The sequence below is a fragment of the Actinacidiphila epipremni genome (genome assembly GCF_012034175.1).
Classification (GTDB): domain Bacteria; phylum Actinomycetota; class Actinomycetes; order Streptomycetales; family Streptomycetaceae; genus Actinacidiphila; species Actinacidiphila epipremni.
Window position 1 is genome coordinate 55,462 of record NZ_JAATEJ010000023.1, and the last position, 24,302, is coordinate 79,763.

19 protein-coding genes are annotated in these 24,302 nt (G+C 73.6%); 5 read left to right on the forward strand and 14 right to left on the reverse strand.

Annotated features, from left to right (window positions below; genetic code table 11):
• Window positions 1-24: 24 nt before the first annotated feature.
• The 6 genes from HCN08_RS24995 to HCN08_RS25020 form a co-directional block, all read right to left on the reverse strand.
• A complete protein-coding gene (locus HCN08_RS24995) occupies window positions 25-870 on the reverse strand; it encodes a GNAT family N-acetyltransferase (RefSeq protein WP_167985488.1) in 846 nt (281 codons plus the stop codon).
• Between the two features lie 175 nt (window positions 871-1,045).
• Window positions 1,046-2,200, reverse strand: a complete 1,155-nt coding sequence (gene ispG, locus HCN08_RS25000; RefSeq protein ID WP_167985489.1) for a flavodoxin-dependent (E)-4-hydroxy-3-methylbut-2-enyl-diphosphate synthase — start codon at window positions 2,198-2,200, stop codon at window positions 1,046-1,048.
• Window positions 2,201-2,299: 99 nt separating this feature from the next.
• Window positions 2,300-3,619: a M50 family metallopeptidase gene (locus HCN08_RS25005; protein ID WP_167985490.1), complete on the reverse strand. Its 1,320-nt coding sequence runs from the start codon at window positions 3,617-3,619 to the stop codon at window positions 2,300-2,302.
• A complete protein-coding gene (gene dxr / locus HCN08_RS25010; protein ID WP_167985491.1) occupies window positions 3,616-4,869 on the reverse strand; it encodes a 1-deoxy-D-xylulose-5-phosphate reductoisomerase in 1,254 nt (417 codons plus the stop codon). The genes HCN08_RS25005 and dxr overlap by 4 nt, the downstream gene beginning before the upstream one ends.
• A gap of 181 nt (window positions 4,870-5,050) precedes the next feature.
• Window positions 5,051-6,973, reverse strand: a complete 1,923-nt coding sequence (locus HCN08_RS25015) for an acyl-CoA dehydrogenase family protein (protein WP_167985492.1) — start codon at window positions 6,971-6,973, stop codon at window positions 5,051-5,053.
• Window positions 6,974-7,121: 148 nt separating this feature from the next.
• Window positions 7,122-8,594 carry an aldehyde dehydrogenase family protein gene (locus tag HCN08_RS25020; protein WP_167985573.1) on the reverse strand — a complete coding sequence of 491 codons (1,473 nt, stop codon included), beginning with the start codon at window positions 8,592-8,594 and terminating at the stop codon, window positions 7,122-7,124.
• Between the two features lie 281 nt (window positions 8,595-8,875).
• Between HCN08_RS25020 and HCN08_RS25025 the strand changes: the two genes are divergently transcribed.
• A complete protein-coding gene (locus HCN08_RS25025; protein ID WP_167985493.1) occupies window positions 8,876-9,310 on the forward strand; it encodes a CU044_2847 family protein in 435 nt (144 codons plus the stop codon).
• 15 nt (window positions 9,311-9,325) lie between these two features.
• Here HCN08_RS25025 and HCN08_RS25030 read toward each other — a convergent pair whose 3' ends face one another.
• Both HCN08_RS25030 and HCN08_RS25035 read right to left on the reverse strand, forming a co-directional pair.
• Window positions 9,326-10,876, reverse strand: a complete 1,551-nt coding sequence (locus HCN08_RS25030; RefSeq protein ID WP_167985494.1) for a helix-turn-helix domain-containing protein — start codon at window positions 10,874-10,876, stop codon at window positions 9,326-9,328.
• 88 nt (window positions 10,877-10,964) lie between these two features.
• Window positions 10,965-13,109 carry a type IV secretory system conjugative DNA transfer family protein gene (locus tag HCN08_RS25035; protein WP_167985574.1) on the reverse strand — a complete coding sequence of 715 codons (2,145 nt, stop codon included), beginning with the start codon at window positions 13,107-13,109 and terminating at the stop codon, window positions 10,965-10,967.
• Window positions 13,110-13,376: 267 nt separating this feature from the next.
• On the opposite strand from HCN08_RS25035, the gene gabT reads away from it, so the two are divergent.
• Both gabT and HCN08_RS25045 read left to right on the forward strand, forming a co-directional pair.
• A complete protein-coding gene (gene gabT, locus HCN08_RS25040; protein WP_167985495.1) occupies window positions 13,377-14,708 on the forward strand; it encodes a 4-aminobutyrate--2-oxoglutarate transaminase in 1,332 nt (443 codons plus the stop codon).
• 398 nt (window positions 14,709-15,106) lie between these two features.
• The gene (locus HCN08_RS25045; RefSeq protein ID WP_322974668.1) at window positions 15,107-15,820 is read left to right on the forward strand and encodes a phosphatase PAP2 family protein; all 714 of its coding nucleotides are present in this window, start codon (window positions 15,107-15,109) and stop codon (window positions 15,818-15,820) included.
• Here the strand turns inward: HCN08_RS25045 and HCN08_RS25050 are convergent.
• From HCN08_RS25050 to HCN08_RS25075, 6 genes are all read right to left on the reverse strand, one after another.
• Window positions 15,779-17,296: a CoA-acylating methylmalonate-semialdehyde dehydrogenase gene (locus HCN08_RS25050; protein WP_167985497.1), complete on the reverse strand. Its 1,518-nt coding sequence runs from the start codon at window positions 17,294-17,296 to the stop codon at window positions 15,779-15,781. The two genes, HCN08_RS25045 and HCN08_RS25050, sit on opposite strands and share 42 nt — an antisense overlap.
• Before the next feature lie 151 nt (window positions 17,297-17,447).
• Window positions 17,448-17,897 (reverse strand): bifunctional DNA primase/polymerase, encoded by a 450-nt coding sequence (locus HCN08_RS25055; RefSeq protein WP_167985498.1) that lies wholly within the window; start codon window positions 17,895-17,897, stop codon window positions 17,448-17,450.
• Window positions 17,898-18,000: 103 nt separating this feature from the next.
• On the reverse strand, window positions 18,001-18,855 hold the full coding sequence (locus HCN08_RS25060) for an ABC transporter permease (RefSeq protein WP_167985499.1): 855 nt from the start codon (window positions 18,853-18,855) through the stop codon (window positions 18,001-18,003).
• A complete protein-coding gene (locus tag HCN08_RS25065; protein ID WP_167985500.1) occupies window positions 18,852-19,724 on the reverse strand; it encodes an ABC transporter permease in 873 nt (290 codons plus the stop codon). Before HCN08_RS25065 ends, HCN08_RS25060 begins: the two co-directional genes overlap by 4 nt.
• Window positions 19,721-20,959, reverse strand: a complete 1,239-nt coding sequence (locus HCN08_RS25070) for an ABC transporter ATP-binding protein (protein ID WP_167985501.1) — start codon at window positions 20,957-20,959, stop codon at window positions 19,721-19,723. The genes HCN08_RS25065 and HCN08_RS25070 overlap by 4 nt, the downstream gene beginning before the upstream one ends.
• Window positions 20,960-20,979: 20 nt before the next feature.
• Complete coding sequence (locus HCN08_RS25075) at window positions 20,980-22,221, reverse strand: polyamine ABC transporter substrate-binding protein (RefSeq protein WP_167985502.1); 1,242 nt, start codon at window positions 22,219-22,221, stop codon at window positions 20,980-20,982.
• 313 nt (window positions 22,222-22,534) lie between these two features.
• Between HCN08_RS25075 and HCN08_RS25080 the strand changes: the two genes are divergently transcribed.
• Window positions 22,535-23,569: an adenosine deaminase gene (locus tag HCN08_RS25080; protein WP_167985503.1), complete on the forward strand. Its 1,035-nt coding sequence runs from the start codon at window positions 22,535-22,537 to the stop codon at window positions 23,567-23,569.
• Window positions 23,563-24,252: a glycerophosphodiester phosphodiesterase gene (locus HCN08_RS25085; protein ID WP_167985504.1), complete on the forward strand. Its 690-nt coding sequence runs from the start codon at window positions 23,563-23,565 to the stop codon at window positions 24,250-24,252. The genes HCN08_RS25080 and HCN08_RS25085 overlap by 7 nt, the downstream gene beginning before the upstream one ends.
• Window positions 24,253-24,302 lie beyond the last annotated feature (50 nt).

Here is a 24,302-nt window from a genome sequence, read left to right on the forward strand (position 1 = left end):
CCGGGGCCTGCTTCACACCGGGCGCTAGAACAGCACCGACATGAAGGAGCCGACCTCGGTGAAGCCGACGCGCTCGTACGCGGCGCGCGCCGGGGTGTTGAAGTCGTTGACGTAGAGGCTGACGACGGGCGCGACGTCGCGCAGGGCGTAGTGCAGCACGGCGGCCATGCCGGTCTCGGACAGCCGGCGGCCCCGGTGCGAGGGGGCGACCCACACGCCCTGGATCTGGCAGGTGTGCCGGGTGACGGCGCCGATCTCCGCCTTGAAGATCACCCGGCCGTCCTCGATACGGGCGAACGCCCGCCCGGTGGAGACCAGTTCGGCCACCCGCGCCTGGTAGAGCAGGCCGCCGTCGCCGGCCAGCGGGGAGACGCCGACCTCCTCGGTGAACATCGCGACGCACGCCGGCATGATGACGTCCATCTCGTCCTTGCGGACCCGGCGGACCAGCGGGTCGGGCGTGATGCCGGCCGGCAGTGCGCGGGTGGTCATCAGCGGCTGGTGGCGGCGCACTTCGCGGGCCGGGCCCCAGTGCGGCTCCAGGCGGGACCACAGGTCGGCGGTGGCCTCGGCGGGGCCGACGATGGACGAGCAGCGGCGGCCCGACCTGCGGGCGCGCTCGGCGAAGGCGGCGACCGCCTCGGGGGTCGCGCAGATCGGCACGAGGTTGGCGCCGGCGTAGCACAGCGAGGTGAGCTTGCCGGCCGCGTACCAGCCCCACATCTCGCCGCCGAGCCGCCACGGGTCAAGCCCGGCGACGTTGACCCGGGAGGTGACGAAGGCGTTGGCGACCGGGTCTCGGTGGAGCACGGCGAGCGCGGCGTCGAGGTCTCCGGGTTCCAGGACGCGGGCAGTGGAGTGGGTCAGCACGTGGAGGCCTCACCGTCGTCGCCTTGGGGGCCGCCCACGCGGGCGGGGGCCGGCCCGCAGGCGGGGAATGGTCTGCGCACTTTACCTCGTACGGGCGTACCCCGCCCCGCGCCGGCGGGTACCGGGCGCGGGGCGGGCCTGGGGCGTCGCGATCGGGGTGCGGCGGGGGTGCCGGTCAGGACACGCTCACCTGGGGCTCGCCGGAGGCGACGCCGGCGTCCTGCATCTCCTCGGCGATCTTCATGGCCTCGTCGATCAGCGTCTCGACGATCTTCGACTCGGGCACGGTCTTGATGACCTCGCCCTTGACGAAGATCTGCCCCTTGCCGTTGCCGGAGGCGACACCGAGGTCGGCCTCGCGGGCCTCGCCGGGGCCGTTGACGACGCAGCCCATGACGGCGACCCTGAGCGGCACCTCCATGCCCTCCAGGCCCGCGGTGACCTCCTCGGCGAGCTTGTAGACGTCGACCTGGGCGCGCCCGCAGGACGGGCAGGAGACGATCTCCAGCCGGCGCTGGCGCAGGTTCAGCGACTCCAGGATCTGGATGCCGACCTTGACCTCCTCGGCGGGCGGCGCGGACAGCGAGACCCGGATGGTGTCGCCGATGCCCTCGGCGAGCAGCGCGCCGAAGGCGACCGCCGACTTGATGGTGCCCTGGAAGGCGGGGCCGGCCTCGGTCACGCCGAGGTGCAGCGGGTAGTCGCACTTCTGCGCCAGCAGCCGGTAGGCGTTGACCATCACGACCGGGTCGTTGTGCTTGACGGAGATCTTGATGTCGCGGAAGTCGTGCTCCTCGAACAGCGAGGCCTCCCACAGCGCCGACTCCACGAGCGCCTCGGGCGTGGCCTTGCCGTACTTCTCCAGCAGGCGCTTGTCCAGCGAGCCGGCGTTGACGCCGATGCGGATCGGGACGCCGGCGTCGGAGGCGGCCTTGGCGATCTCCCGGACCTTGTCGTCGAACTGCTTGATGTTGCCGGGGTTGACCCGGACCGCGGCGCAGCCGGCGTCGATCGCGGCGAAGACGTACTTCGGCTGGAAGTGGATGTCGGCGATCACCGGGATCTGGGACTTCCTGGCGATCGTGGCGAGGGCGTCGGCGTCGTCCTGCGTGGGGCAGGCGACCCGGACGATCTGGCAGCCCGAGGCGGTGAGCTCGGCGATCTGCTGCAGGGTGGCGCCGATGTCAGAGGTGCGCGTGGTGGTCATGGACTGCACGGACACGGGGGCGTCGCCACCCACGGCGACGCTTCCGACCTGGATCTGACGGCTCTTGCGGCGCTCGGCGAGCCTGGTCGGAACATCCGGCATACCGAGCGAAATCGCGGTCATCTGCGTGGCTTCCCCAAGGTGTGGCACAAGTCCCGGCGAGGGCGGGCTCCGGTTCGAGATTACGGCACCGGTCCCGCGGCTCTCACTCGGCTCGTGGCATTACGAACTGAGTTTGACCGGGTTGACCACGTCCGCGATCAGAACCAGCAGCGTGAAGCACACGAAGATTCCGGCCACGACATAAGCGACCGGCATGAGCTTGGCCACGTCGAAGGGCCCGGGGTCGGGCCGGCGGAAGACCCGGGCGGTGTGCCGGCGCAGCGACTCCCACAGCGCGCCCGCCACGTGCCCGCCGTCCAGCGGCAGTAGCGGCAGCATGTTGAACAGGAACAGCGACAGGTTGAAGCCGGCGACGAGTATCACCATGGTGGCGATGCGGTCGATGGCCGGCTCCTTGAGGGAGAAGACCTCTCCGCCGACGCGGGCCGCGCCGACCACGCCCATCGGCGAGTCGGCCTTGCGGGGGGCGCCCTCGAAGGTGGCCCGCCACAGGTCGGGGATGCGCTGCGGGAGGCGCAGCAGCGAGTCGACGCCCTGCCGGGCCATGTCCCCCATGTGGTCGACCGAGCCGGTGAAGGTCAGCGGCTCGATGTGGCCCGCGGGGCTGAAGCCGAGGAAGCCGGCCGTCACGGTGCCCGCGACGGGGTTGCCGTCGCTGTCGGTCTTGGCGACGACGTTGGTGGTGATCTTCGGGTGCAGGGTGACGAGCTTGCCGGCGCGCTCGACGACGATGGTGGCGGTCGTGCCGGCGCCGGTCCTGATGTCCCGGGACAGCTCGGACCACTCCTTGACCGGCCGGCCGTCGAAGGAGACGAACCTGTCGCCGGGCTGGAGGCCGGCGACCTTGGCCGGGGCGACCGGGTCGCTGGCCAGGCAGGGGTTGTCCGGGTTGCGCTTGGCGGTGTCGGCCTGGGAGATCACGCAGTCGCTGACGGAGCCGACGACGGTGGTGTCCTTGTAGACGCCGATGCCCATGAAGACCGCCAGGGCGAGGCCGAAGGCCAGGATGAGGTTCATGAACGGGCCGGCGAACATGACGATGACGCGCTTCCAGGGCTTGCGCGTGTAGAACAGCCGGGTCTCGTCGCCGGGCTGGAGCTCCTCGAAGGCCGCCGAGCGGGCGTCCTCGATCATGCTGCGCCACGGGGAGGTGGAGCGGGCGGTGATCCGGCCGTCCTCGCCGGGCGGGAACATCCCGATCATGCGGATGTAGCCGCCCAGCGGGACCGCCTTGAAGCCGTACTCCGTCTCGCCCTTCTTGCGGGACCAGACGGTCGGGCCGAAGCCGACCATGTACTGCGTCACGCGGATCTTGAAGAGCTTGGCGGTCGACAGGTGCCCGAGCTCGTGCCAGGCGATCGAGACCATCAGGCCGACGGCGAAGACCACTATGCCGAGCACCGTCATGAGACCGGTCATACGCCTGCTGCCTCCGAGGTCTGTGCCAGTTCCACCGCCCGGGCGCGTGCCCAGGTCTCCGCTTCGAGGACGTTCTCCACCGTGAGGGAAGTTCCCGCCGGGGGTGTGCCGTGTTCCTCGACGACCTTGGCGACGGTGTCGACGATCCCGGTGAACGGCAGTCTGCCCGCGAGGAAGGCCGCGACGCACTCCTCGTTGGCGGCGTTGAAGACCGCCGGCGCGGTGCCCCCGAGCGTACCGACATGGCGGGCGAGCGCGACGGAGGGGAAGGCCTCCTCGTCGAGCGGGAAGAACTCCCAGGACATGGCCTTGGACCAGTCGAAGGCGGGCGCCGCGTCCGGCACCCGGTCCGGCCAGCCCAGGCCCAGCGCGATGGGCATCCGCATGTCGGGCGGGCTGGCCTGCGCGATCGTGGAGCCGTCGGTGAACTCCACCATGGAGTGGATGTACGACTGGGGGTGCACGACGACCTCGATGCGGTCGAACGGGACGTCGTAGAGCAGGTGGGCCTCGATCACCTCCAGGCCCTTGTTGACCAGCGTCGCGGAGTTGACGGTGATGACCGGGCCCATGTCCCACGTGGGGTGGGCGAGCGCGTCGGCGGGGGTGACGGACGCCAGCTCGGCGCGGCTGCGCCCGCGGAAGGGGCCGCCGGAGGCGGTCACCAGGAGCTTGCGGACCTCTTGGCGGCGGCCGGCCGTCATGGCCTGGAAGAGCGCGGAGTGCTCGGAGTCGACCGGCACGATCTGGCCCGGCTCGGCCAGCGCCTTCACCAGCGGGCCGCCGACGATCAGCGACTCCTTGTTGGCGAGGATCAGCACCCGCCCGGCCTCCAGCGCCGCGAGGGTGGGGCGCAGGCCGATGGAGCCGGTGATGCCGTTGAGCACCGAGTGGCACTCCAGGGCGGCGGCCTCGGTGGCCGCCTCGGGCCCGGCGAGGATCTCGGGGAGCGCGGCGCCCGGGCCGTACCGCTCGGCGAGCGCGGCGCGCAGCGGGGCGACGGCGGCCTCGTCGGCGACGGCGACGGTGGTCACGCCGAGGCGGTGCGCCTGCTCGGCCAGCAGGGCGACCCGGCTGCCCGCGGCGGAGATCGCGGTGACCCGGAAGCGGTCCGGGTTGCGGAGCACCACGTCGATGGCCTGGGTGCCGACCGATCCGGTGGAGCCGAGGATCACGATGGCGCGGGGGCCGTCCGCCGGGTCGCCGGTGACGTGCGGGCGGTAGTGCGGGTCTGCGAGAGCGTCCGTCATGGGGCCATTGTGTCGTGCGTGAGGGCGCCGCCGTCCACTGCCCCGCGCGCCCTGTGGACAACGGCGGGGCTGTGGACGGCGGCGCCCCCGGACGGCGTACGGTCCCGGCTGCGGACGGGGGTCGGCGGCGTACGGGCGCCGGACCGACCGGAGCGGGGGCGGCCCGGCGGCGGACGGGCGGTCAGTGCACGGGACGGTGCACGTTGTCGGCCTGCGAGGGGCCCGGCGTGACGTCGGCGATCCACGGGCCGTCCCGGCTGGGGTCGACGATGCCGGCCTCCAGCCACTGGATGTCGCCGCCGAGGACCGCCTTGGCCAGGGCGCGGTCGGGTCCGTCGGTGTTGGTCCACAGCCGGGCGAACAGCTCGTCGGTGCGCACCCGGGCCTGCTTGCAGAACGTGTCGGCCAGCAGCCGCGCCTGCGGCCCGTGGTCGGTGCTCGCCGCGAGGTGCTGGGCGCGCACGCACGCGGCGCTCATCGCGAACAGCTCGGCGCCGATGTCGACGATGCGGGCCAGGAAGTTCTGCTTGGTCTCCATCCGGCCCTGCCAGCGCGACATGGCATAGAAGGTGGACCGGGCGAGCTTGCGCGCCCCGCGCTCGACATAGCGCAGATGCGTGGCCAGGCCGTCGAACTCGGCGTAGGAATTGGGCAGCTGGCCGGGTCCGGCGACGAGCTTGGGCAGCCACTTGGCGTAGAAGCCGCCCGCCTTGGCGCCGGCGCGGGCCTTGTCGCCGAGCGAGGAGTCCGGGTCGATGAGGTCGCCGGCGACCGACAGGTGGGCGTCGACGGCCTCCCGGGCGATCAGCAGGTGCATGATCTCGGTGGAGCCCTCGAAGATCCGGTTGATCCGCAGGTCGCGCAACAGCTGCTCGGCGGGGACGGCCCGCTCGCCGCGGGCGGCCAGCGAGTCGGCGGTCTCGAAGCCGCGTCCGCCGCGGATCTGCACCAGCTCGTCGGCGATGCGGCAGGCGGCCTCGGAACCGTAGAGCTTGGCCAGCGCCGCCTCGATGCGGATGTCGTTGCGGTCCTCGTCGGCCATCTGCGAGGACAGGTCCAGCACCGCCTCCAGCGCGAAGGTGGTGGCGGCCATGTAGGCGATCTTGGAGCCGACCGCCTCGTGTCGCCCGATGGGCCGGCCCCACTGCTCGCGGGCGCCCGACCATTCCCGGGCGATCTTCAGGCACCACTTGGCGGCGCCGACGCAGCCCGCCGGCAGCGACAGCCGGCCGGTGTTGAGGGTGGTCAGGGCGATCTTCAGGCCCGCGCCCTCGGGTCCGATGCGGTTCGCGGCCGGCACCCGCACCCGGTGGAAGCGGGTGACGCCGTTCTCGATACCGCGCAGGCCCATGAAGGCGTTGCGGTTCTCCACGGTGATGCCGGGCGAGTCCGCCTCGACGACGAAGGCGGAGATGCCGCCCTTGTGGCCCTCGCCGGCCGGCACCCGGGCCATGACGACCAGCAGGTCGGCGACGACGCCGTTGGTCGTCCACAGCTTGACGCCGTCCAGCACGTAGTCGTCGCCGTCGGGCACGGCGGTGGTGGCGAGCCGGGCCGGGTCGGAGCCGACGTCGGGCTCGGTGAGCAGGAAGGCGCTGATGTCGCTGCGGGCGCAGCGCGGCAGGAACGCCTCCTTCTGCTCCTTGGTGCCGAACATCTTCACCGGCTGCGGTACGCCGATCGACTGGTGCGCCGACAGCAGCGCGCCGACCGCGGGGCTCGCGGTGCCCGCCATGGCCAGGGCCTTGTTGTAGTACACCTGGGTGAGCCCGAGGCCGCCGTACGCCGGGTCGATCTTCATGCCGAGGGCGCCCAGCTCCTTCAGCCCGCGGATGGTCTCGTCCGGGATCCGCGCCTCGCGGTCGATCCTGGCCCCGTCGATCGAGGTCTCGCAGAACTGCCGGAGCCTGGCCAGGAACTCCTCGCCCCTGGCGGCGGCCTCCGGCGCCGGCTCAGGGTAGGGGTGGATCAGGTCGAGCCGGAAGCGGCCGAGGAAGAGCTCCTTGGCGAAGCTGGGCTTGTGCCAGTCCCGCTCGCGGGCGGCCTCGGCCACCTCACGGGCCTCGCGCTCTGTGACCTTGGGTGCTGTGGCGGGTGCGGACACGGTTGCGTCACCTCCGGGTAGCCGGTTACCGACCGGTGCTACCTGTCCGTACTACCCGATTTCCGGCAACCCCACCAGACGAGCCGTCAGCGGCTCGCCGTCCGGGCCGTCCGACCCGCCCGAGCAGTCCCCGCCGCGCCCGCCGGTCTCACAGGTCGAGGCCGGTGAGCACCAGGACCCGCTCGTAGGTGTAGTCCTCCATCGCGTACCGGACGCCCTCGCGCCCGCTGCCGGAGTCCTTCACCCCGCCGTACGGCATCTGGTCGGCGCGGTAGGAGGGCGCGTCGCCGATGACGACGCCGCCGACCTGCAGCTCGCGGTGGGCGCGGAAGGCCAGCTGGATGTCGTGGGTGAAGACGCCGGCCTGCAGGCCGAAGCGGGAGTCGTTGACGGCGGCGAAAGCCTCGTCGGCGCCGTTCACCCGGTGCAGTGACAGCACCGGGCCGAACGCCTCCTCGGTGGCCAGCAGCGCGTCGGCCGGCAGGTCGGCGAGCACGGTCGGGGCGTACGTGGCGCCGTCGCGCTCGCCGCCGGCCAGCAGCCGGGCGCCCTTGGCCACGGCGTCGTCGACCCACTGCCCGACCCGTACGGCGGCGGCCTCGCTCACCAGCGGGCCGACGTCGGTGGCGCCGTTGCCCGGGTCGCCGGTCACCTGCTCGCGGACCTTGGTGACGACGCGTTCTGCCAAGGCGTCGTAAATGGCCGCGTCGGCGATGACCCGCTGCACGGAGATGCAGGACTGTCCGCCCTGGTAGTTGGCGAACGTGGCAATACGCGCAGCCGCCCAGTCCAGGTCGGCGTCGGAGGACCAGTCGGCCAGCACCACGGCGGCGGCGTTCCCGCCGAGCTCCAGCGTGACGTGCTTGCGCGGCACCGAGTCGGCGATGGCGTGGCCCACTGTGTCGGATCCGGTGAAGGAGATGACCGGCAGCCGCGGGTCCTGCACCAGCGCGGGCATCCGGTCGTTCGGCACCGGCAGGACGCTCCAGGCGCCCGCGGGCAGCCCCTCGGTCTCCGCGAGCAGTTCGCCGAGCAGCAGCGCCGACAGCGGTGTGGCGGGCGCCGGCTTGAGGATGATCGGCACGCCCACCGCGAGCGCCGGGGCGACCTTGTGCGCCACCAGGTTCAGCGGGAAGTTGAACGGCGCGATGCCCAGGACCGGCCCGCGCCCGAAGCGCCGGGTCAGCGCGAGCCGCCCCACGCCGCCCGGGTCGGTGTCCAGGCGCTGCGCCTGCCCGGCGTTGAAGCGGCGGGCCTCCTCGGCGGCCCAGCGGAAGACCGACACCGCGCGGCCGACCTCGCCGCGCGCCCACTTCAGGGGCTTGCCGTTCTCCGCGGTGATGAGCAGCGCCACCTCCTCGGCGCGCTCGGCCAGCCGCCGGGAGACGTGGTCCAGGGCGGCGGCCCGCACATGCGCGGGCGTCGCCTCGAAGGCGTGGTGGGCCGCTGCCGCCGCCGCGACGGCCGCCTCCACCTGCACCTGGTCCGGCACGCTCACTCGGGCGACGGTGGAGCCGTCCCAGGGGTTGGTCACATCGAAGGCGTCCGTGCCGGTGGCCCGGCTCCCGGCCAGCCAGAACGCGTGCGGGGCTGCCGTCTTCGCGGTCGTCGCGGTCGTCACGGTCAAGTTCCGCCTTCCTGTTCACGGGGTGTCGGGGGGTGTCGCAGGGTGTGGGGGTGTCGTCGGCTGCCACCGTAGGCACGGCCGCGCCGCCTGCATGTTGTCCACGGCGGAGTGGCCGTACGCCGGTACGTGACGCCATGGCCAGCGCGTCGGGCCCGGCCGCTCCCCCTGCGTCCCCGTGCGCCGCCCCCGGCGCCGCGGGGGAACAGGCAAAGCCGCCCCCTGCGACCCGCCGCTGCGCCTATTCTGGCGGCCCGGACGGCGGAGGGGGCACGCGAATGGCGGAGACGGTCACGATCGCGGTGGGCGACGGCACCACGGTGCAGGCGGAGGTCGTCGGGCAGGTGCCCTTCCAGCGCCCCGACGAGTCCGGCGGCGGCTACGGCGACGTCGGCGTCCGCTCGCGCGCGGCGGCGGTGGGCTCGGCCGTGACGCTCACCCTGGACCAGGTGCGGGACACCGTGCGCAGCGTCGGGCGCTGGGCCGCGCAGACCGTCACCGAGGGCGGCGCGGCCGGCTCCCCGGACTCCTTCGAGGTCGAGTTCGGCATCAAGCTCGCGGTGAAGTCCGGCCAGCTGCTCGGCGTCATCGCCGAGGCCGGCACGGAGGCGAGCCTGACGGTTCGGCTGTCCTGGGACCTCGCCTCCCGCCGCTCGGCGTCCGGCGCTGCGGACCCGTCCGCCGGCGCCACGCCCCCGGGGCCGACGCCGTAAGACCGCACAGGGGCCTCAGGCGTCGCCCTCGGCCTCGGTCTTGAGGGCGAGCCACAGCTCCATCCGTACGTCCGGGTCGTCCAGCGAGCGGCCCAGGATCTCCTCCACCCGGCGCATCCGGTAGCGCAGGGTGTGCCGGTGGACGCCGAGGTCGGCGGCTGCGGCGTCCCACTGCCCGTGGTGCGACAGCCACGCCTGGAGCGAGGCGACCAGGTCGCCGCGCGAGGTCTGGTCGTGCTCGCGCAGCGGGCGCAGCAGGCCCTCGGCGAAGGCGCGCACCGCGTCGTCGGCCAGCAGCGGCACCACCGAGCCGAGGCCGACCTCGCCGTGCTCGACGAGGTTGCGCCCGCGGCGTACGGCGACCGCCAGCGCCCGTTCGGCCTGCCGGTGCGCCTCGGGGACGTCCTCGGGGCGTACCGCCGCCGACAGCCCCGCCGACAGCGCGTCCTCGGCCTCGGCGAGGTCCGCCGCGGCGGCCAGCACGGTGGCGCCCTCGGCGGCGAGCACGACGAACCGGGCGGCGTCCTGGACCGACAGCCACGACTCACCGGAGCGCGCCGCGGCGGCCTCCACCCGCTCGGCCAGCCGGGCCAGCGCCTCCGGGCCGAGCCGGTCGTCGCCGGGCTCGGCGATCAGCACCCGCACCGGGTTGTCCAGCAGCCCCCGGTAGAGGACGCCGGCGACACCGCGGGCGTGCCCGGTCTCGCCGTCCAGCAGCATCCGCAGCACCGCGGCGGCGAGCCGGGCGTGCGCCTCCTGAAGGGTGCGGGACTGCTCCAGGGACAGCGTCAGCAGCGCGACGGCGGCGTTGACGACGTAGCGCGCCGGGGTGTCCAGGCGCTCCTCGGTGCCGACCGCCAGATAGCCGCGCGGGCGGCGCCCGGTGCCGAGGGACTGGATCTCCACCCGGTCCTCGCTGCCCGAGGGACCGGTCACGGCGGCGCCCGCCGGGCCCTGAATGTCCCGCAGCCGGTCGATCTCGCCGGTGAGCTTGGCGGCGCGCCGCCCGGCCCACTCCGGCGCCGCGGCGAGCACCGCGCCGGAGGTGTCGTAGAGGGCGACCCAGCCGTCCAGATGCGCGGCGAGCCGGGCCAGCAGGGCGGCGGTGCCGTCGGGGGCGAGGGCGGCGCGGGTCAGCTCGCGCTGGGCCTCGAAGCCGGCGGTGACCGCCTTGTAGCGGTCGGCGGCCAGCGCCGCGGAGACGGTCTTGCTGATGGCGATGAAGGGCGTCTTCCGCGGCACCTCCAGCAGCGGCAGCCCGCAGTGCGCGGCGGCGTCCACCAGCGCGGGCGGCACGCTGTCGTGCCCCACCCCGACGCCGAAGCCGAGCCCGACCACCCGGGCGGCGGTGAGCCTGCGCACGTACGCGCGCAGCGCCTCTGGGTTGCCGACCTCCAGCGTCAGCCCCGTGGTGAGCAGCAGCTCGCCGCCCTCCAGATACGGGCCCGGGTCCTCCAGCTCGCTGGTGTGCACCCAGCGCACCTCGGACTCCAGCCGGTCCCTGCCGGCGAGAACGGTGAGTTTCAGCGCCGAGTGCTGCGCGAGGGACGCGAGGGTGAGCGGCATACGGACCAGATACCGGCAATCGCTGGACTTTTGGCCGACCGGGAGTGGCCGCCTCCCCCAATTGTGCCGCACCGTCCAGCCCGGTCGATCACCCCCGCAGATCCACCAGCACCGGCGGCGCGCTCTCCCCCGTCGTCGCGGTGAACGACACGACCGCGTGCCCGGCGGGCACCCCGTGCGCCAGGTCCGACGCCGACCACCGCTCCCGCTCCACCTCCCTGACCGTCACCGACTCCGTGGTGACCGCCTCCCCGGTGAACACCTTGCGGACACCGCGGCTGAGCCGGCGCGGCAGTCCGCCCGACTGGTCGGGGGTACGGGTGACGTCCCTGGTCTCGACCCAGGTCGTGCCCCATGCCTCGGCGAAGCGCTTGCCGTCCCAGGTGGTGATGCCGGACATGGCCATCCGGCAGCCCATGGCGCCGACCAGCGCGGTGCGCAGCGCCTCGGGCACGTCGTCGAAGGTCCGCAGCGCCATGACGGCACCGGCGTTCGCCGACCGCAGCCGGCCCAGGCCGCGGACGGACTCGGCGGTGACGGTGTGGGAGGCGTCGTCCAGGACGAGGCAGGCGAACAGCGAGCGGTCGCGCCGCGCGACCACCGCCGCGGTGAACTGCGCCAGGATCAGCCGCACCAGGATCCGCGAGGCCTCGGTGTGCCCGCGCTCGGGCAGGTCGATACGGACCCGGACCGGATGCTCCAGGGCGCGCATGGTGAACGGCCGGGACCGGCCGGTCACGTCGAAGAAGCCGGCGAACGCCCTGCGGTCCAGCAGCGCGATCCGCTCGGCGAGCAGCGGGCCGATGTCGCCGCGCTGCGCGGTCTGCCGCTCGCGCGCGTCCAGCTCCCTGATCATCGCCGGGGCCGACGCCGCTTCGAGGGCGTCCCGCAGCACCGCGAAGGCGTGCGGGGTGCCGTCGAGGAGCTCCCGCAGCTCGGCGACGGCCGGGAAACGGCCGCGTGCGGTGTGGAAGGGGCCGAGGATCTGGCCGAGCGCCGTCGCCGCCCGGCGCACCTCGACGCTGCCGCCGGTGTGCTCGCCGACCAGCGCCTCGGCGAGCACGCCGGCCGCCGCGTCCGGGTCGTCGGTCCCGTACAGGTCCAGGTCGTAGCGCGAGGTGGGGTCGGCGAGCGCGATGACGACGTCGTAGGCGTCGGCCGGCCCGAGGTCGGCGCCGGCGGCGCCCACCGCGACCACGGCGGCCTGCCCGGCGAGCGCCTGCAGGCACAGCGCCTCGGCGGCCGGCCGCACCACCAGGGGGGTCTTGCCGGAGCCGGCCGGCCCGACCACCAGCAGGCCCGTGCCCAGCAGCGTCGGGTCGAGCGCGATACCGGAGCCGCGGTGCTGGTACGGGTTGCGCGCGTCATCGGCGCCGCGGCCGATGCGCACCTGCCGGGTCAGCAGGTCGTGCGGGGCGGCGCGGCGCGGCAGGTCGCGCGCGCCCGAGGGGTGGCCGAACGCCTCGGCGCCCTCGCGCAGCACGCCGTCGGTGAAGGCGGCGATCCGGGCCGGGTCGCCCAGCGAGAGCGTCCAGGCGCGCCGGATGCGGACGAAGTCGACGTCGTTCATCCGGCCGGTGCGCACCTCGGCGGCGAGCCGGTCGGCGAGCGGGTGGCGGCCGGCGGCCCGCAGGTCGGGCCATTCGGCGAGGTCGGGCATGCCGGGGTCGGCGGCGGCGGGGGCGTCCTCCGGCTCGGTGACGAGCTTGCGCAGCGCCGGGACGGCGTAGCGCTTCCAGACCTGGCCCCAGTTGCCGATCCTGGCGCAGATCCACGCGAGCAGCAGTGTGCACAGGAACGCCCAGACGCGGGTGGCGTGGTCGAAGGCGTGGGTGTCGGTGCCGACGCCGCTGCGCCAGTGGTCGGGGGTGAACCATATGACCGGCCAGATCCAGAAGCCGAAGTAGCCGTCGCGGAACATCGACCACACCAGCAGGCCGACCAGGAAGGTGAGCAGCGCGCCGCCGAGCAGCCGCCGGGCGGGCAGCTGCTTGGGGTCGGGCTTGGGCCGCGGGGTGTGCCCGAAGCCGTAGATGCCGGGGGCGTCGGCCGCGCGCGGGGTGCGCAGCCAGCGCTCCAGGGCGGAGGCGGGCGGGGCCTTGGCCGGCATGGGCGGAGGTGCGGTGGGGCGGGGCACCGGGGCGCCCGCGGGGCGCGGCGGGGTGCCGGGCGGGGGTGGTGCCTGCCCGCCGGGCCCTCCTCGGCCGAAGCGTTGCGTGCCCTCGTAGTCCATGGCTTCCATGGCGCGCCTGCCCCTCGTCGCCGCCGATGCGCACAATGTAGTCGCACCGCTACGCCCGACGAAAGGATCTTGGCCGCGCCTCCGGCTCCGCCCCGCCGGGCCCGGCCCGCCGGGTGCGGGTGCGGCACTGGCCGTTGCGGCGAAGACTCGCCGGGGAAGGTGACCGTTCGGCGTATGCGGGGGCGGGCGGGGGGAGCCTAGCCTCGCAGGGAGGGTCCGGATGGGGCTTGGGTGAGGGAATTGAGGAGAATGGGCGTCATGGGCGAAGTGCCGCAGGAGCGCAGGCTGGTCACGGAGGTGCCGGGGCCGAGGTCGCGGGAGTTGCTGGAGCGGAAGTCGGCGTCGGTCGCCGACGGCGTGGGGGTGACGCTGCCGGTCTTCGTCGCGCGGGCCGGCGGCGGGGTCGTGGAGGACGTGGACGGCAACCGGCTGATCGACTTCGGGTCGGGCATCGCGGTGACGTCGGTGGGCAACAGCGCGCCGGCGGTGGTGCGGCGGGCCTCGGAGCAGCTGGCGGACTTCACGCACACCTGCTTCATGATCACCCCGTACGAGGGCTACGTGGCGGTCGCCGAGCAGCTCAACGCGCTCACCCCGGGCACGCACGCGAAGAAGTCCGCGCTGTTCAACTCCGGCGCCGAGGCGGTGGAGAACGCGGTGAAGATCGCCCGCGCGTACACCAAGCGCCCGGCGGTGGTGGTCTTCGACCACGGCTACCACGGCCGCACCAACCTCACGATGGCCCTGACGGCGAAGAACATGCCGTACAAGGAGGGCTTCGGGCCGTTCGCGCCGGAGGTCTACCGGGTGCCGCTGGCGTACGGCTACCGGTGGCTGACCGGGCCCGAGCACGCGGCCGAGGAGGCGGCGGCGCAGGCGATCGACATGATCACCAAGCAGATCGGCGCCGAGCACGTCGCCGCGATCGTGATCGAGCCGATCGCCGGCGAGGGCGGCTTCATCGTGCCGGCCCGCGGCTTCCTGCCCCGTATGGCGCAGTTCGCGAAGGACAACGGCATCGTCTTCGTGGCGGACGAGATCCAGACCGGCTTCTGCCGTACGGGCCAGTGGTTCGCGTGCGAGGACGAGGGCGTGGTCCCGGACCTGATCACGACCGCGAAGGGCATCGCCGGCGGGCTGCCGCTCGCGGCGGTGACCGGCCGGGCGGAGATCATGGACGCCGCGCACGCGGGCGGCCTCGGCGGCACCTACGGCGGCAACCCGGTGGCGTGCGCGGCGGCGCTGGGCGCGATCGAGACGATGAAGGAGCTGGACCTCGCGGCCCGGGCGCGCCGGATCGGCGAGGTCATGACGCCGCGGCTGCGGGCGCTGCAGGAGAAGTACCCGGCGATCGGCGAGGTGCGCGGGCGCGGCGCGATGATCGCGGTGGAGCTGGTGCGGCCGGGCACGAAGGAGCCGGACGCGGCCCTGACGACGGCGGTGGCCAAGGCCTGCCACGCGCGCGGGCTGATCGTGCTCACCTGCGGGACGTACGGCAATGTGCTGCGTTTCCTGCCGCCGCTGGTCATCGGGGAGGATCTGCTGGAGGAGGGCCTCGGCATCATCGAGGAGGCCTTCGCCGGGGCGTGATCGGCGGGTGATCCCGCCGCGCCGTCCCGGGGCGGCGCGGCGGTGCCCGGTGGCCGGGCGGTGGCGGGAGACAGGTGGTCGTGAAGAACGTGTGCGGGCCTCATGGCGGACGGGTGATCGGCCTCCCGGCGCCGGTCGCCGTGCCCTACGGTTTCAGACGAACACCCCGCTCGCGGCCGGTTCTGGTGGAGCCGGCGTCGGGCGGCAACGTCCCGGTGATTCCCCGTCACCGGCACGGCAGTGCCCTCGCGCACGCAACCGCCGGGTCCGAAGGTGGCCCCGGCACACCTCGCCGATCGGTCGGCCGTCCGTCCCACACCCCCCGGGACGGACGGTGCGGCGATCGCCCTGGCCGCCCCGGAACTATCCCCCCTGTTCCGGGGCGGCGTTCTGCTGCCGTGCGGCTGCGCGCGCTCGCCGCGGTCTTCTCCTCCGGTGTCGCGCTCTTCGTCTGGCTCACCGTGCAGGTGTCCGGCGGCGGCTGGCCGGTGGCGCGGGACTGGGCGGTGCTGGGCTGGTTCCAGCGCGCCGCGGTGGCGCATCCGGCGCTGACCGGGCCGGCCCAGGTGCTCTCCGACGTGGGAAATGTGCAGGTGGCGGTGCCGCTGCTGCTGGCGGCCGTGGTGCTGGCGGGGGTACGCGGCCGGGCGGGCGGGACGCGGCTGTGGTGGCTGCCGCCGCTCGCGGCGGTGCTGGCGATGGCGGCGGTGCCGGTCGTGGTGGGCGCGGTGAAGTCGGCGGTGGCGCGGCCGGCGCCGGGCAAGAGGCATCTGGCGCCGCACGGCTACGCGGGCTTCTTCCCTTCCGGCCATACGGCGACGTCCTCGGTCGCGATCGGCGGCGCCGCGCTGCTGGTGCTGCCGCTGGTGGCCCGCCCGGTGCTGCGCCGGTGCCTGGCCGCGGCGGCGCTGCTGCTGGCGGCGGCGGTGGGCGCGGGCCTGGTGTGGCACGGCTACCACTGGCCGCTGGACGTGCTGGCGAGCTGGTGCCTGGCCGCAGCGCTGCTGTCGGCGGTCGCGGCGGCCCGGGTGGTCGCCGGGCTCGCGGCGGCGGAGCCGGCCGGGGCCGGCTCAGTCGTGGGTGGGGAACCCGAGGTCGATCCCCCGGCGTGAGGTGCCGGAAGGCTCCGGCCAGCGCTGCGTGACGGCCTTGCCGCGGGTGAAGAAGCGCACTCCGTCCTCGCCGTAGGCGTGCGTGTCGCCGAACAGCGAGGACTTCCAGCCGCCGAAGCTGTAGTAGGCGACCGGCACCGGGATGGGCACGTTGATGCCGACCATGCCGACCTCGACCTCGTGCTGGAAGCGCCGGGCGGCGCCGCCGTCGTGGGTGAACAGCGCGGTGCCGTTGCCGTACGGGTTGGCGTTGATCAGCGCCAGGCCCTCGTCGTAGGACCGCACCCGCACCACGGAGAGGACCGGGCCGAAGATCTCGTCGTCGTAGACGGACATGCCGGGGCGCACATGGTCGAAGAGGGTGGGGCCGAGCCAGAAGCCGGCGGTGTCGGCGGCGGGCGACAGCGGGTGCTTGCGGCCGTCCACGGCGAGTTCGGCCCCGGCGGCCACGCCCGCGTCGAGGTAGGACGTGACGCGGTCGCGGTGGGCGCCGGTGACGAGCGGGCCCATCTGCGACTCGGGCGCGCTGCCGGGGCCGACGGTGAGCCGGGCGATGCGCTCGGCGATCCTGGCGACCAGCTCGTCGCCCACCGGCTCGACGGCGACCAGCACCGACACCGCCATGCAGCGCTCCCCCGCGGCGCCGTAGCCGGCGTTGACGGCGGCGTCCGCGGCGAGGTCGAGGTCGGCGTCGGGCAGCACCAGCATGTGGTTCTTGGCGCCGCCGAGCGCCTGGACGCGCTTGCCGTGCCGGGTCGCGGTCTCGTGGACGTGCCGCGCGACGGGCGTGGAGCCGACGAAGGAGACCGCCTTGACGTCGGGGTGCTCCAGGAGCCGGTCGACGGCGGCGGCGTCGCCGTGCACGACGTTGAAGACGCCGTCCGGCAGGCCCGCCTCGCGCCACAGCGCGGCCAGCGCGTTCGCCGCGGACGGGTCCTTCTCTGACGGCTTGACGACGACGGTGTTGCCGGCGGCGATCGCGAGCGGGAAGAACCACATCGGGACCATCGCGGGGAAGTTGAACGGCGAGACGACGGCGACCGGGCCGAGCGGCTGGCGCAGCGAGTACACGTCGACGCCGGTGGACGCCTGCTCGGTGTAGCCGCCGCGCAGCAGGTGCGGGATGCCGCACGCGAACTCCACGACCTCCAGGCCGCGGGCGATCTCGCCGAGGGCGTCGGAGTGCACCTTGCCGTGCTCGGCGACGATGGTCGCGGCGAGTTCCTCGCGGCGGGCGTGGACCAGCTCGCGGAAGGCGAAGAGCACCGCGGTGCGGCGGGCGACGGAGGCGTGCCGCCACTGCGCGAAGGCGTCGCGGGCCGCGGCGACGGCCGCGTCGACGATGTCGGGCCCCGCAAGGTCGACGCGTGCGGTGACGGCGCCGGTCGCGGGATCGTGGACATCGCCGCTGCGTGGCGCGGTGCCGGTCCAGGGGCGGCCGGCGATCCAGTGGGTGATGCGCTGCTCGGTGGTCACGGGCCGGCCTTTCCGTCGTCGTCCGGCCAGTCTCCCCACCCGGGGCACCGCGGCTCAAGCACCACGCGCGGCCGGAAGGCGGCCGTGCGGTCGTACGGTCCGGGCGGCGGCGTACGGTCCAGGCGGCGGTCGTACGGTCCGGGCAGCGGCCCTATCCGCCGGCCAGCCGGGCCGCCGCCTCGTGCATCGCGAGCTCCAGCCGGCCGGGGTCGTTGAGGTGGCCGGTGCCGTCGGGCGGGATGAGCCAGCGCACCCCGCCGGTCGGCCGGCCCGGGTAGGGGACGACGATCCAGGTGCCGCGGCCCACCCCGCGCACCCCGCGGGCCAGCCAGTGCGAGGTGGTGCCCGGCGGCACGAAGAAGCCGAGCCGGGTGTCGGCGAAGTCGGCGAGCACCGGGCCCGGCCGCTCCGCCAGCAGGGTGAGGACGTCCAGCGTCGGGTAGCCGAGCTCCCCGCCGAGGATCAGCACGTCCCACAGCCGCCCGGCGGGCAGCAGCGCCACCCCGAGCGGATTGCGCTCCCATTCCCGGCGGACGCCCTCGGGGTCGCCCGCCGCCGAGACCAGCCACTCGACCGCACTGCTTGCTCCGGCGCTGCCCATGCCGCGGCCCTCCTTCCACGCGTGACGACTGCCGTCACGGGAGGAGAGCGGGCAGGCGGGAGATTCTTACGCGGCTTTTCCTACCGGTCGGTAGTGATGCGGCTCACACGGTCCTGCGGGCCGACCTGCGCCGGCCGCCGGCGAACTGCCCGGCGACCACCAGCAGTACGGCGAGCACGAACATCGCGGTGCCGATCACGTTGACCTGCACCGGGGTGCCGCGCTGCGCCGAGCCCCACACGAACATCGGAAAGGTCACGGCGCTGCCGGCGTTGAAGCTGGTGATGATGTAGTCGTCGAAGGACAGCGCGAACGACAGCAGCGCGCCGGCCGCGATGCCGGGCGCGGCCAGCGGCAGCGTGATCCGCCAGAAGGTCTGCAGGGGTGTGGCGTAGAGGTCCTGCGCGGCTTCTTCGAGCCGCGGGTCCATGCTGGCCAGCCGTGCCTTGACGGCGACCACGACGAAGCTCAGGCAGAACATGACGTGCGCGATGAGGATCGTCCAGAAGCCGAACCGGATGCGCATGTTGAGGAAGAGGGTGCCGAGCGAGGCGCCCATGACGACCTCGGGCATGGCCATCGGCAGGAAGATCAGCATGTTGGTGGCGCCCCGGCCGCGGAAGCGGTAGCGGGCGAGCGCGAAGGCGGTGAGGGTGCCCAGCAGCGTGGCGCCGATCGTGGAGTAGACGGCGATCCGCAGGCTCAGGCCCAGCGAGCCGCACATGTCGGCGACCCCGCAGGGGTGCTGCCAGGCGTCGGTGGAGAAGTGGTTCCAGGTGTAGTTGAAGCGGCCCTTGGGCTGGTTGAAGGAGAAGACCAGCACCACCACGTTGGGCAGCATCAGGTAGCACAGTGCCAGGGTGCCCGCGACGACCACGGCGTTCCTGCGCAGCCACCGCACCGGGGACGTACGCACCGGGGGCGTACGCGTCGCGGCGGTTCGCGTCGTGCGCGTCATACCAGTTCCTCCGTCCCGGACCGGCGGATGTAGACGGTGACGATCGCGAGGATCGCCGCCATGAGGATGAAGGACAGCGCGGCGGCCGTCGGGTAGTCCAGCACGCGCAGGAACTGCGCCTGGATGACGTTGCCGATCATCTTCTGGTTGGTGGAGCCCAGCAGTTCGGCGTTGATGTAGTCGCCGGAGGCGGGGATGAACGTCAGCAGCGTGCCGGCGACGACGCCGGGCAGCGACAGCGGGAAGGTCACGGTGCGGAAGGTGGTCAGCGCGGTCGCGTAGAGGTCGCCGGCGGCCTCGTGCAGCCGGGCGTCGACCCGCTCCAGCGAGGTGTAGAGCGGCAGGATCATGAACGGCAGGAAGTTGTACGTCAGCCCGCACACCACCGCCAGCGGCGTCGCCAGGACCCGGTGGCCCTGCGTCACATGCAGCCACGAGGTGACGTCCAGGACGTGCACGGCGTCCAGGAAGCGCACCACGGGGCCCTGGTCGGCCAGGATCGTCTCCCACGCCAGCGTGCGGATCAGGAAGCTGGTGAAGAAGGGCGCGACGACCAGCACCATCACGACGTTGCGCCAGCGGCCGGCGCGGAAGGCGATCATGTAGGCCAGCGGGTAGCCGATCGCCAGGCACGCGGCGGTCGCGATGCCGGCGTAGAGCAGCGAGCGCACGAAGTGCGGCCAGTATTCGCGCAGCGCGTCCCAGTAGGTGGCGAAGTGCCAGGTGACGCGGAAGCCCTTGTCGAGCGAGCCGGTCTGCACCGAGGTGGAGGCCTGGTAGACCATCGGCGCGACGAAGAAGACCAGCAGCCAGGCGACGCCGGCGAGCAGCAGCAGATACGGCGTCAGCCGGCGGCGGGCGGGGTTCACGCGGCGGGCTCCGCTTCCAGTCCCGCGTCGAGCCCGGCGTCGAGCCCCGCGTCGATGTCCTGGGCGGCGTCGAGGCCGAAGGTGTGGGCGGGGTTCCAGTGCAGCACGACGGGCGCGCCGGGCACGAGCCGGCTGTCGCGCTCGACGTTGGGCACGACGACCTCCAGCTCGGGGCAGACCGGGCTGTCGACGACGTAGCCGGTGGCGACGCCGGTGAAGCCGGAGCCGGTGATGCGCCCTGGTACGCGGTTGCGTCCCTCGGGTATCGCGGCGGCGTCGTCGCCGTGCACCAGGGTGATCTTCTCCGGCCGCACCCCGGCCAGCACCCGGCCGCCGGGTCCGACCGCGGTACGGCACCGGGCGGCCGGCAGCGTGAGGCGCTGCCCCGCCGAGACCAGCGTCAGGTCGGTGCCGGAGGTGCCGGTGACCTCGGCCTCGATGAGGTTGGAGGTGCCGAGGAAGTTCGCGACGAAGGTGGAGCCGGGGTTCTCGTACAGGTCGGCGGGCGCGCCGAGTTGCTCGACCCGGCCGGCGTTCATCACCGCGACGGTGTCGGCCATCGTCATGGCCTCCTCCTGGTCGTGGGTGACGTGGATGAAGGTGATGCCGACCTCGGTCTGGATCCGCTTGAGCTCCAGCTGCATCTGGCGGCGCAGCTTCAGGTCGAGGGCGCCGAGCGGCTCGTCGAGGAGCAGCACCTCGGGCTTGTTGATGAGCGCCCTGGCGACCGCGACCCGCTGCTGCTGCCCGCCGCTGAGCTGGTGCGGCTTGCGGCGGGCCAGGCCGCCGAGCTGGACCAGCTCCAGCATCTCGGCGACCTGCTCCTTGACGCCCTTGACGCCGCGTCGGCGCAGTCCGAAGGCGACGTTCTCGTGCACGTCGAGGTGCGGGAAGAGCGCGTAGTGCTGGAAGACGGTGTTGACGGGGCGCTTGTACGGCGGCAGGGCGGTGACGTCCCGGCCGCCGAGCGCGACGGTCCCGGTGCTGGGCTCCTCCAGGCCGGCGATCATCCGCAGGGTGGTGGTCTTGCCGCAGCCGGACGCGCCGAGCAGGGCGAAGAAGGAGCCGGCGGGGACGGCGAGGTCGAGCGGGTGGACGGCGGTGAAGGAGCCGTAGCTCTTGCCGAGCCCGGTCAGCCGGACGGCGTCGGGCGCGGCCCCGGCGGCGTCGGGGCCGGTGCCGGGGGCGGCGTCGTCGGGCGCGGCGGCCGGCGGGTCGGTGCGGGGTGCGGTCATGGCGGGCGCGTCTCCTCCGGTCAGGCGCCGATGAGCTTGGAGAACTTCTCCTCGTACGCCGAGTCCTCGGCCTCGGTGAGCGAGCGGAAGGTGTGCGACTTCGCGTCCATCGCGGCGTCCGGGAGGATCAGCGGGTTGCCGGCCAGCTCGGGGTCGATCTTCGCCAGGTACGGCTTGACGCCGGCCACCGGGCACACATAGGCGATGTACGCGGACAGTTGCGCGGCGACCTGCGGCTGGTAGTAGTAGTCGATGAGCCGTTCGGCGTTGGTCTTGTGGCGGGCGCCGGCGGGCACGAGCAGGTTGTCGGTGGAGAACAGGAACCCGGCGTCGGGGAAGGCGTAGCCGATGTCGGGGTCGTCGACCCGCAGTTGCACCAGGTCGCCGGCCCAGGCCAGGCATGCGGCGATGTCGCCCTTGCTGAGGCCGTCGGTGTAGTCGTTGCCGGTGAATTTGCGGATCTGCTGGCTGTCGACGGCCTTCTGGACGCGGGCGAGCGCGGCGTCGAACGTGTCGTCGGTGACGGTCTCGGGCGTGTGGCCCATGTCCAGCAGCGTCATGCCGATGGTGTCGCGCATCTCGGAGAGCATCGCGACCCGGCCCTTGAGCGCGGGGTCGTCGAGCAGCTGGCTGACCGAGGTGACCGCGCGGCCCTTGGTGGCCTTCTTGTTGTAGGCGATGCAGGTGGCGATGCCCTGCCACGGGTAGGTGTACGCGCGGCCCGGGTCCCAGTCGGGGCTGCGGAAGCGCTGCTCCAGGTTGGCGAAGGCGTGCGGCAGGTGGGACGGGTCCAGTTTCTGGACCCAGCCGAGCCGGATCATCCGGGCGCACAGCCAGTCGGTGAGCACCATGAGGTCGCGGCCGGTGTCCTGGCCCGCGGACAGCTGCGGCTTGATCTTGCCGAAGAACTCGACGTTGTCGTTGATGTCCTCGGTGTACTTCACGGTGATGCCGGTGGCCTTGGTGAACGCCTCCAGCGTGGGGCGGTGCTTGCCGTCGTCGGAGACGTCGATGTACTCGGTCCAGTTGGAGAAGTCGACGGTCTTCTCCTCGGCCGAGTGGTCGGTGGAGGAGGTACCGTCGGCGGTGCGCCCGGCGGCGGGTATGCCGCACGCGGTCAGCCCGGCGGCGCCGGCGAGGCCGAGCCCGGCGGCCCGCAGCAAGGTGCGCCGGCCGAGCGCGGCACGGCCGTTCGCCGCGCTGCGCCGCAGGGCCGCGGCCTGCGCCGGGGACAGGGGCGGGAACCGCCCGTACTGCTCCATGGGTGCCGCCCTCCGGTCGTGTCGTGCCCGCACTGCCGTGACCGTCCGCCGCGCCGGACACGTTCCGGTCGCCCGACGCGTGGCCCATTGCCCGGATCGGTGGCTGATCCTGGCAGACGCCGGTTCCGCCAACAAGTGGACCGCGTGTTGCCTTTTGGTTACGCGGCGAAACCGTCGCAGCCGCCGCGTTCACGCAGGTCACGGGCCGCTTTCCGGGTGTGCGGCGAGGGGGCCGGGGGCGGGCGTTCTACGATGATGCGGCGCCGCGGGCGTCCGCTGCCGCGCACGAACCTTCCAGGAGGAGGAACCCCGCATGACCGACAGTGCCGCCGCGGGCGGGCTCGACGCGTTCATCGCCGGGCTGCCGAAGGCCGAGCTGCACGTCCACCACGTGGGGTCCGCCTCGCCGCGGATCGTCGCGGAGCTGGCCGCACGGCACCCCGGCTCGGCGGTGCCGGCCGATCCGGCGGCGCTCGCCGACTACTTCACCTTCCGGGACTTCGCGCACTTCATCGACGTCTACCTGTCGGTGGTGGACCTGATCCGCGACGCCGAGGACGTACGGCTGCTCACCTTCGAGGTGGCCCGCGACATGGCCCGGCAGAACGTGCGGTACGCCGAACTGACCGTCACCCCGTACAGCTCCACCCGGCGCGGCATCCCGGACCGGGAGTTCATGGCGGCGATCGAGGACGCCCGCAAGGCGGCGGAGTCCGAGCTGGGCGTGACCTTGCGGTGGTGCTTCGACATACCGGGCGAGGCGGGGCTGGCCTCGGCGGAGGAGACGGCGCGGCTCGCGGTGGACCTGCGGCCCGAGGGGCTGGTGTCGTTCGGGCTCGGCGGTCCGGAGATCGGGGTGCCCCGGCCGCAGTTCAAGCCGTACTTCGACCGGGCGCGGGCGGCCGGGCTGCACAGTGTGCCGCACGCCGGCGAGACGACCGGGCCCGAGACGGTGTGGGACGCGATCCGCGAGCTGGGCGCCGAGCGCATCGGGCACGGCACGAGCGCGGCGCGCGACCCGCGGCTGCTGGAGCACCTGGCCGAGCACCGCATCCCGCTGGAGGTGTGCCCGACGTCCAACATCGCCACCCGGGCGGTCGCGACGCTGGAGGAGCACCCGATCCGGCGGATGGTCGAGGCGGGCGTGCTGGTGACCGTCAACACCGACGACCCGCCCATGTTCGGCACCGACCTCAACACCGAGTACGCGGTGGCCGCGCGGCTGCTGGAGCTGGACCACCTCGGGGTCGCGGCGCTGGCGAAGAACGCCGTGGAGGCGTCCTTCCTCGACGCGCCCGGCAAGGCGCGGCTGGCCGCCGAGATCGACGCGTACGCCGCCGCATGGTGACGCTCGTCGCCCACCGCGGCGACCCGTACGTCCACCGCGAGAACACCCTGCCGTCGGTGCGCTCGGCGCTGCTGAAGGGCGCGGACGCGGTCGAGGTGGATGTCCGGGTGACCCGCGACGGGGTGCCGGTGCTGCTGCACGACGCGACGCTGGACCGGCTGTGGGGGCATGCCCGGGAGGTGCGGGCGATGACCTTCGACGAGGTCTTCGAGCGCACCGGCGGGCAGCTGCCGATGCTCGCCGACGCGCTCGCGGAGCTGGCCCGGCACCGGCACGGCCGGATGCTGCTGGACCTGACCGAGCCCGGGCAGGCCGCCCCGGCGCTCGCCGCGGTGGAGGCGGCGGGCCTGCGGGAGCGGGTCTACTACTGCGGCGAGAGCACCGCGATGCGGGCGGTGCGCGCCGCCGACCCGGCCGCGGAGATCGCGCTGACGTGGAAGACGTCGGCGCGGCCGGCGCCGAAGGTGCTCACGGCGGTCGGACCGCGCTGGCTGAACCTGCGGTTCGGTCTTGTGGACGCCGCTGTCGTGGGCTTCGCGCGCGAGCAGGGCCTGCTGGTGGCGGCGTGGACGGCGGACTGGCCGCCCTCGATGCGGCGGCTGCTGGCGCTCGGGGTGGACTCGATCACCACCAACCGCCTCACCGCGCTGCAGAAGGTCGTCGCCCGCCGCGGCCCAGGCTGAGGACCCGGCGCGCCCGTTCCGCCGCCGTTCTCGTACGGACACGGGCGCGC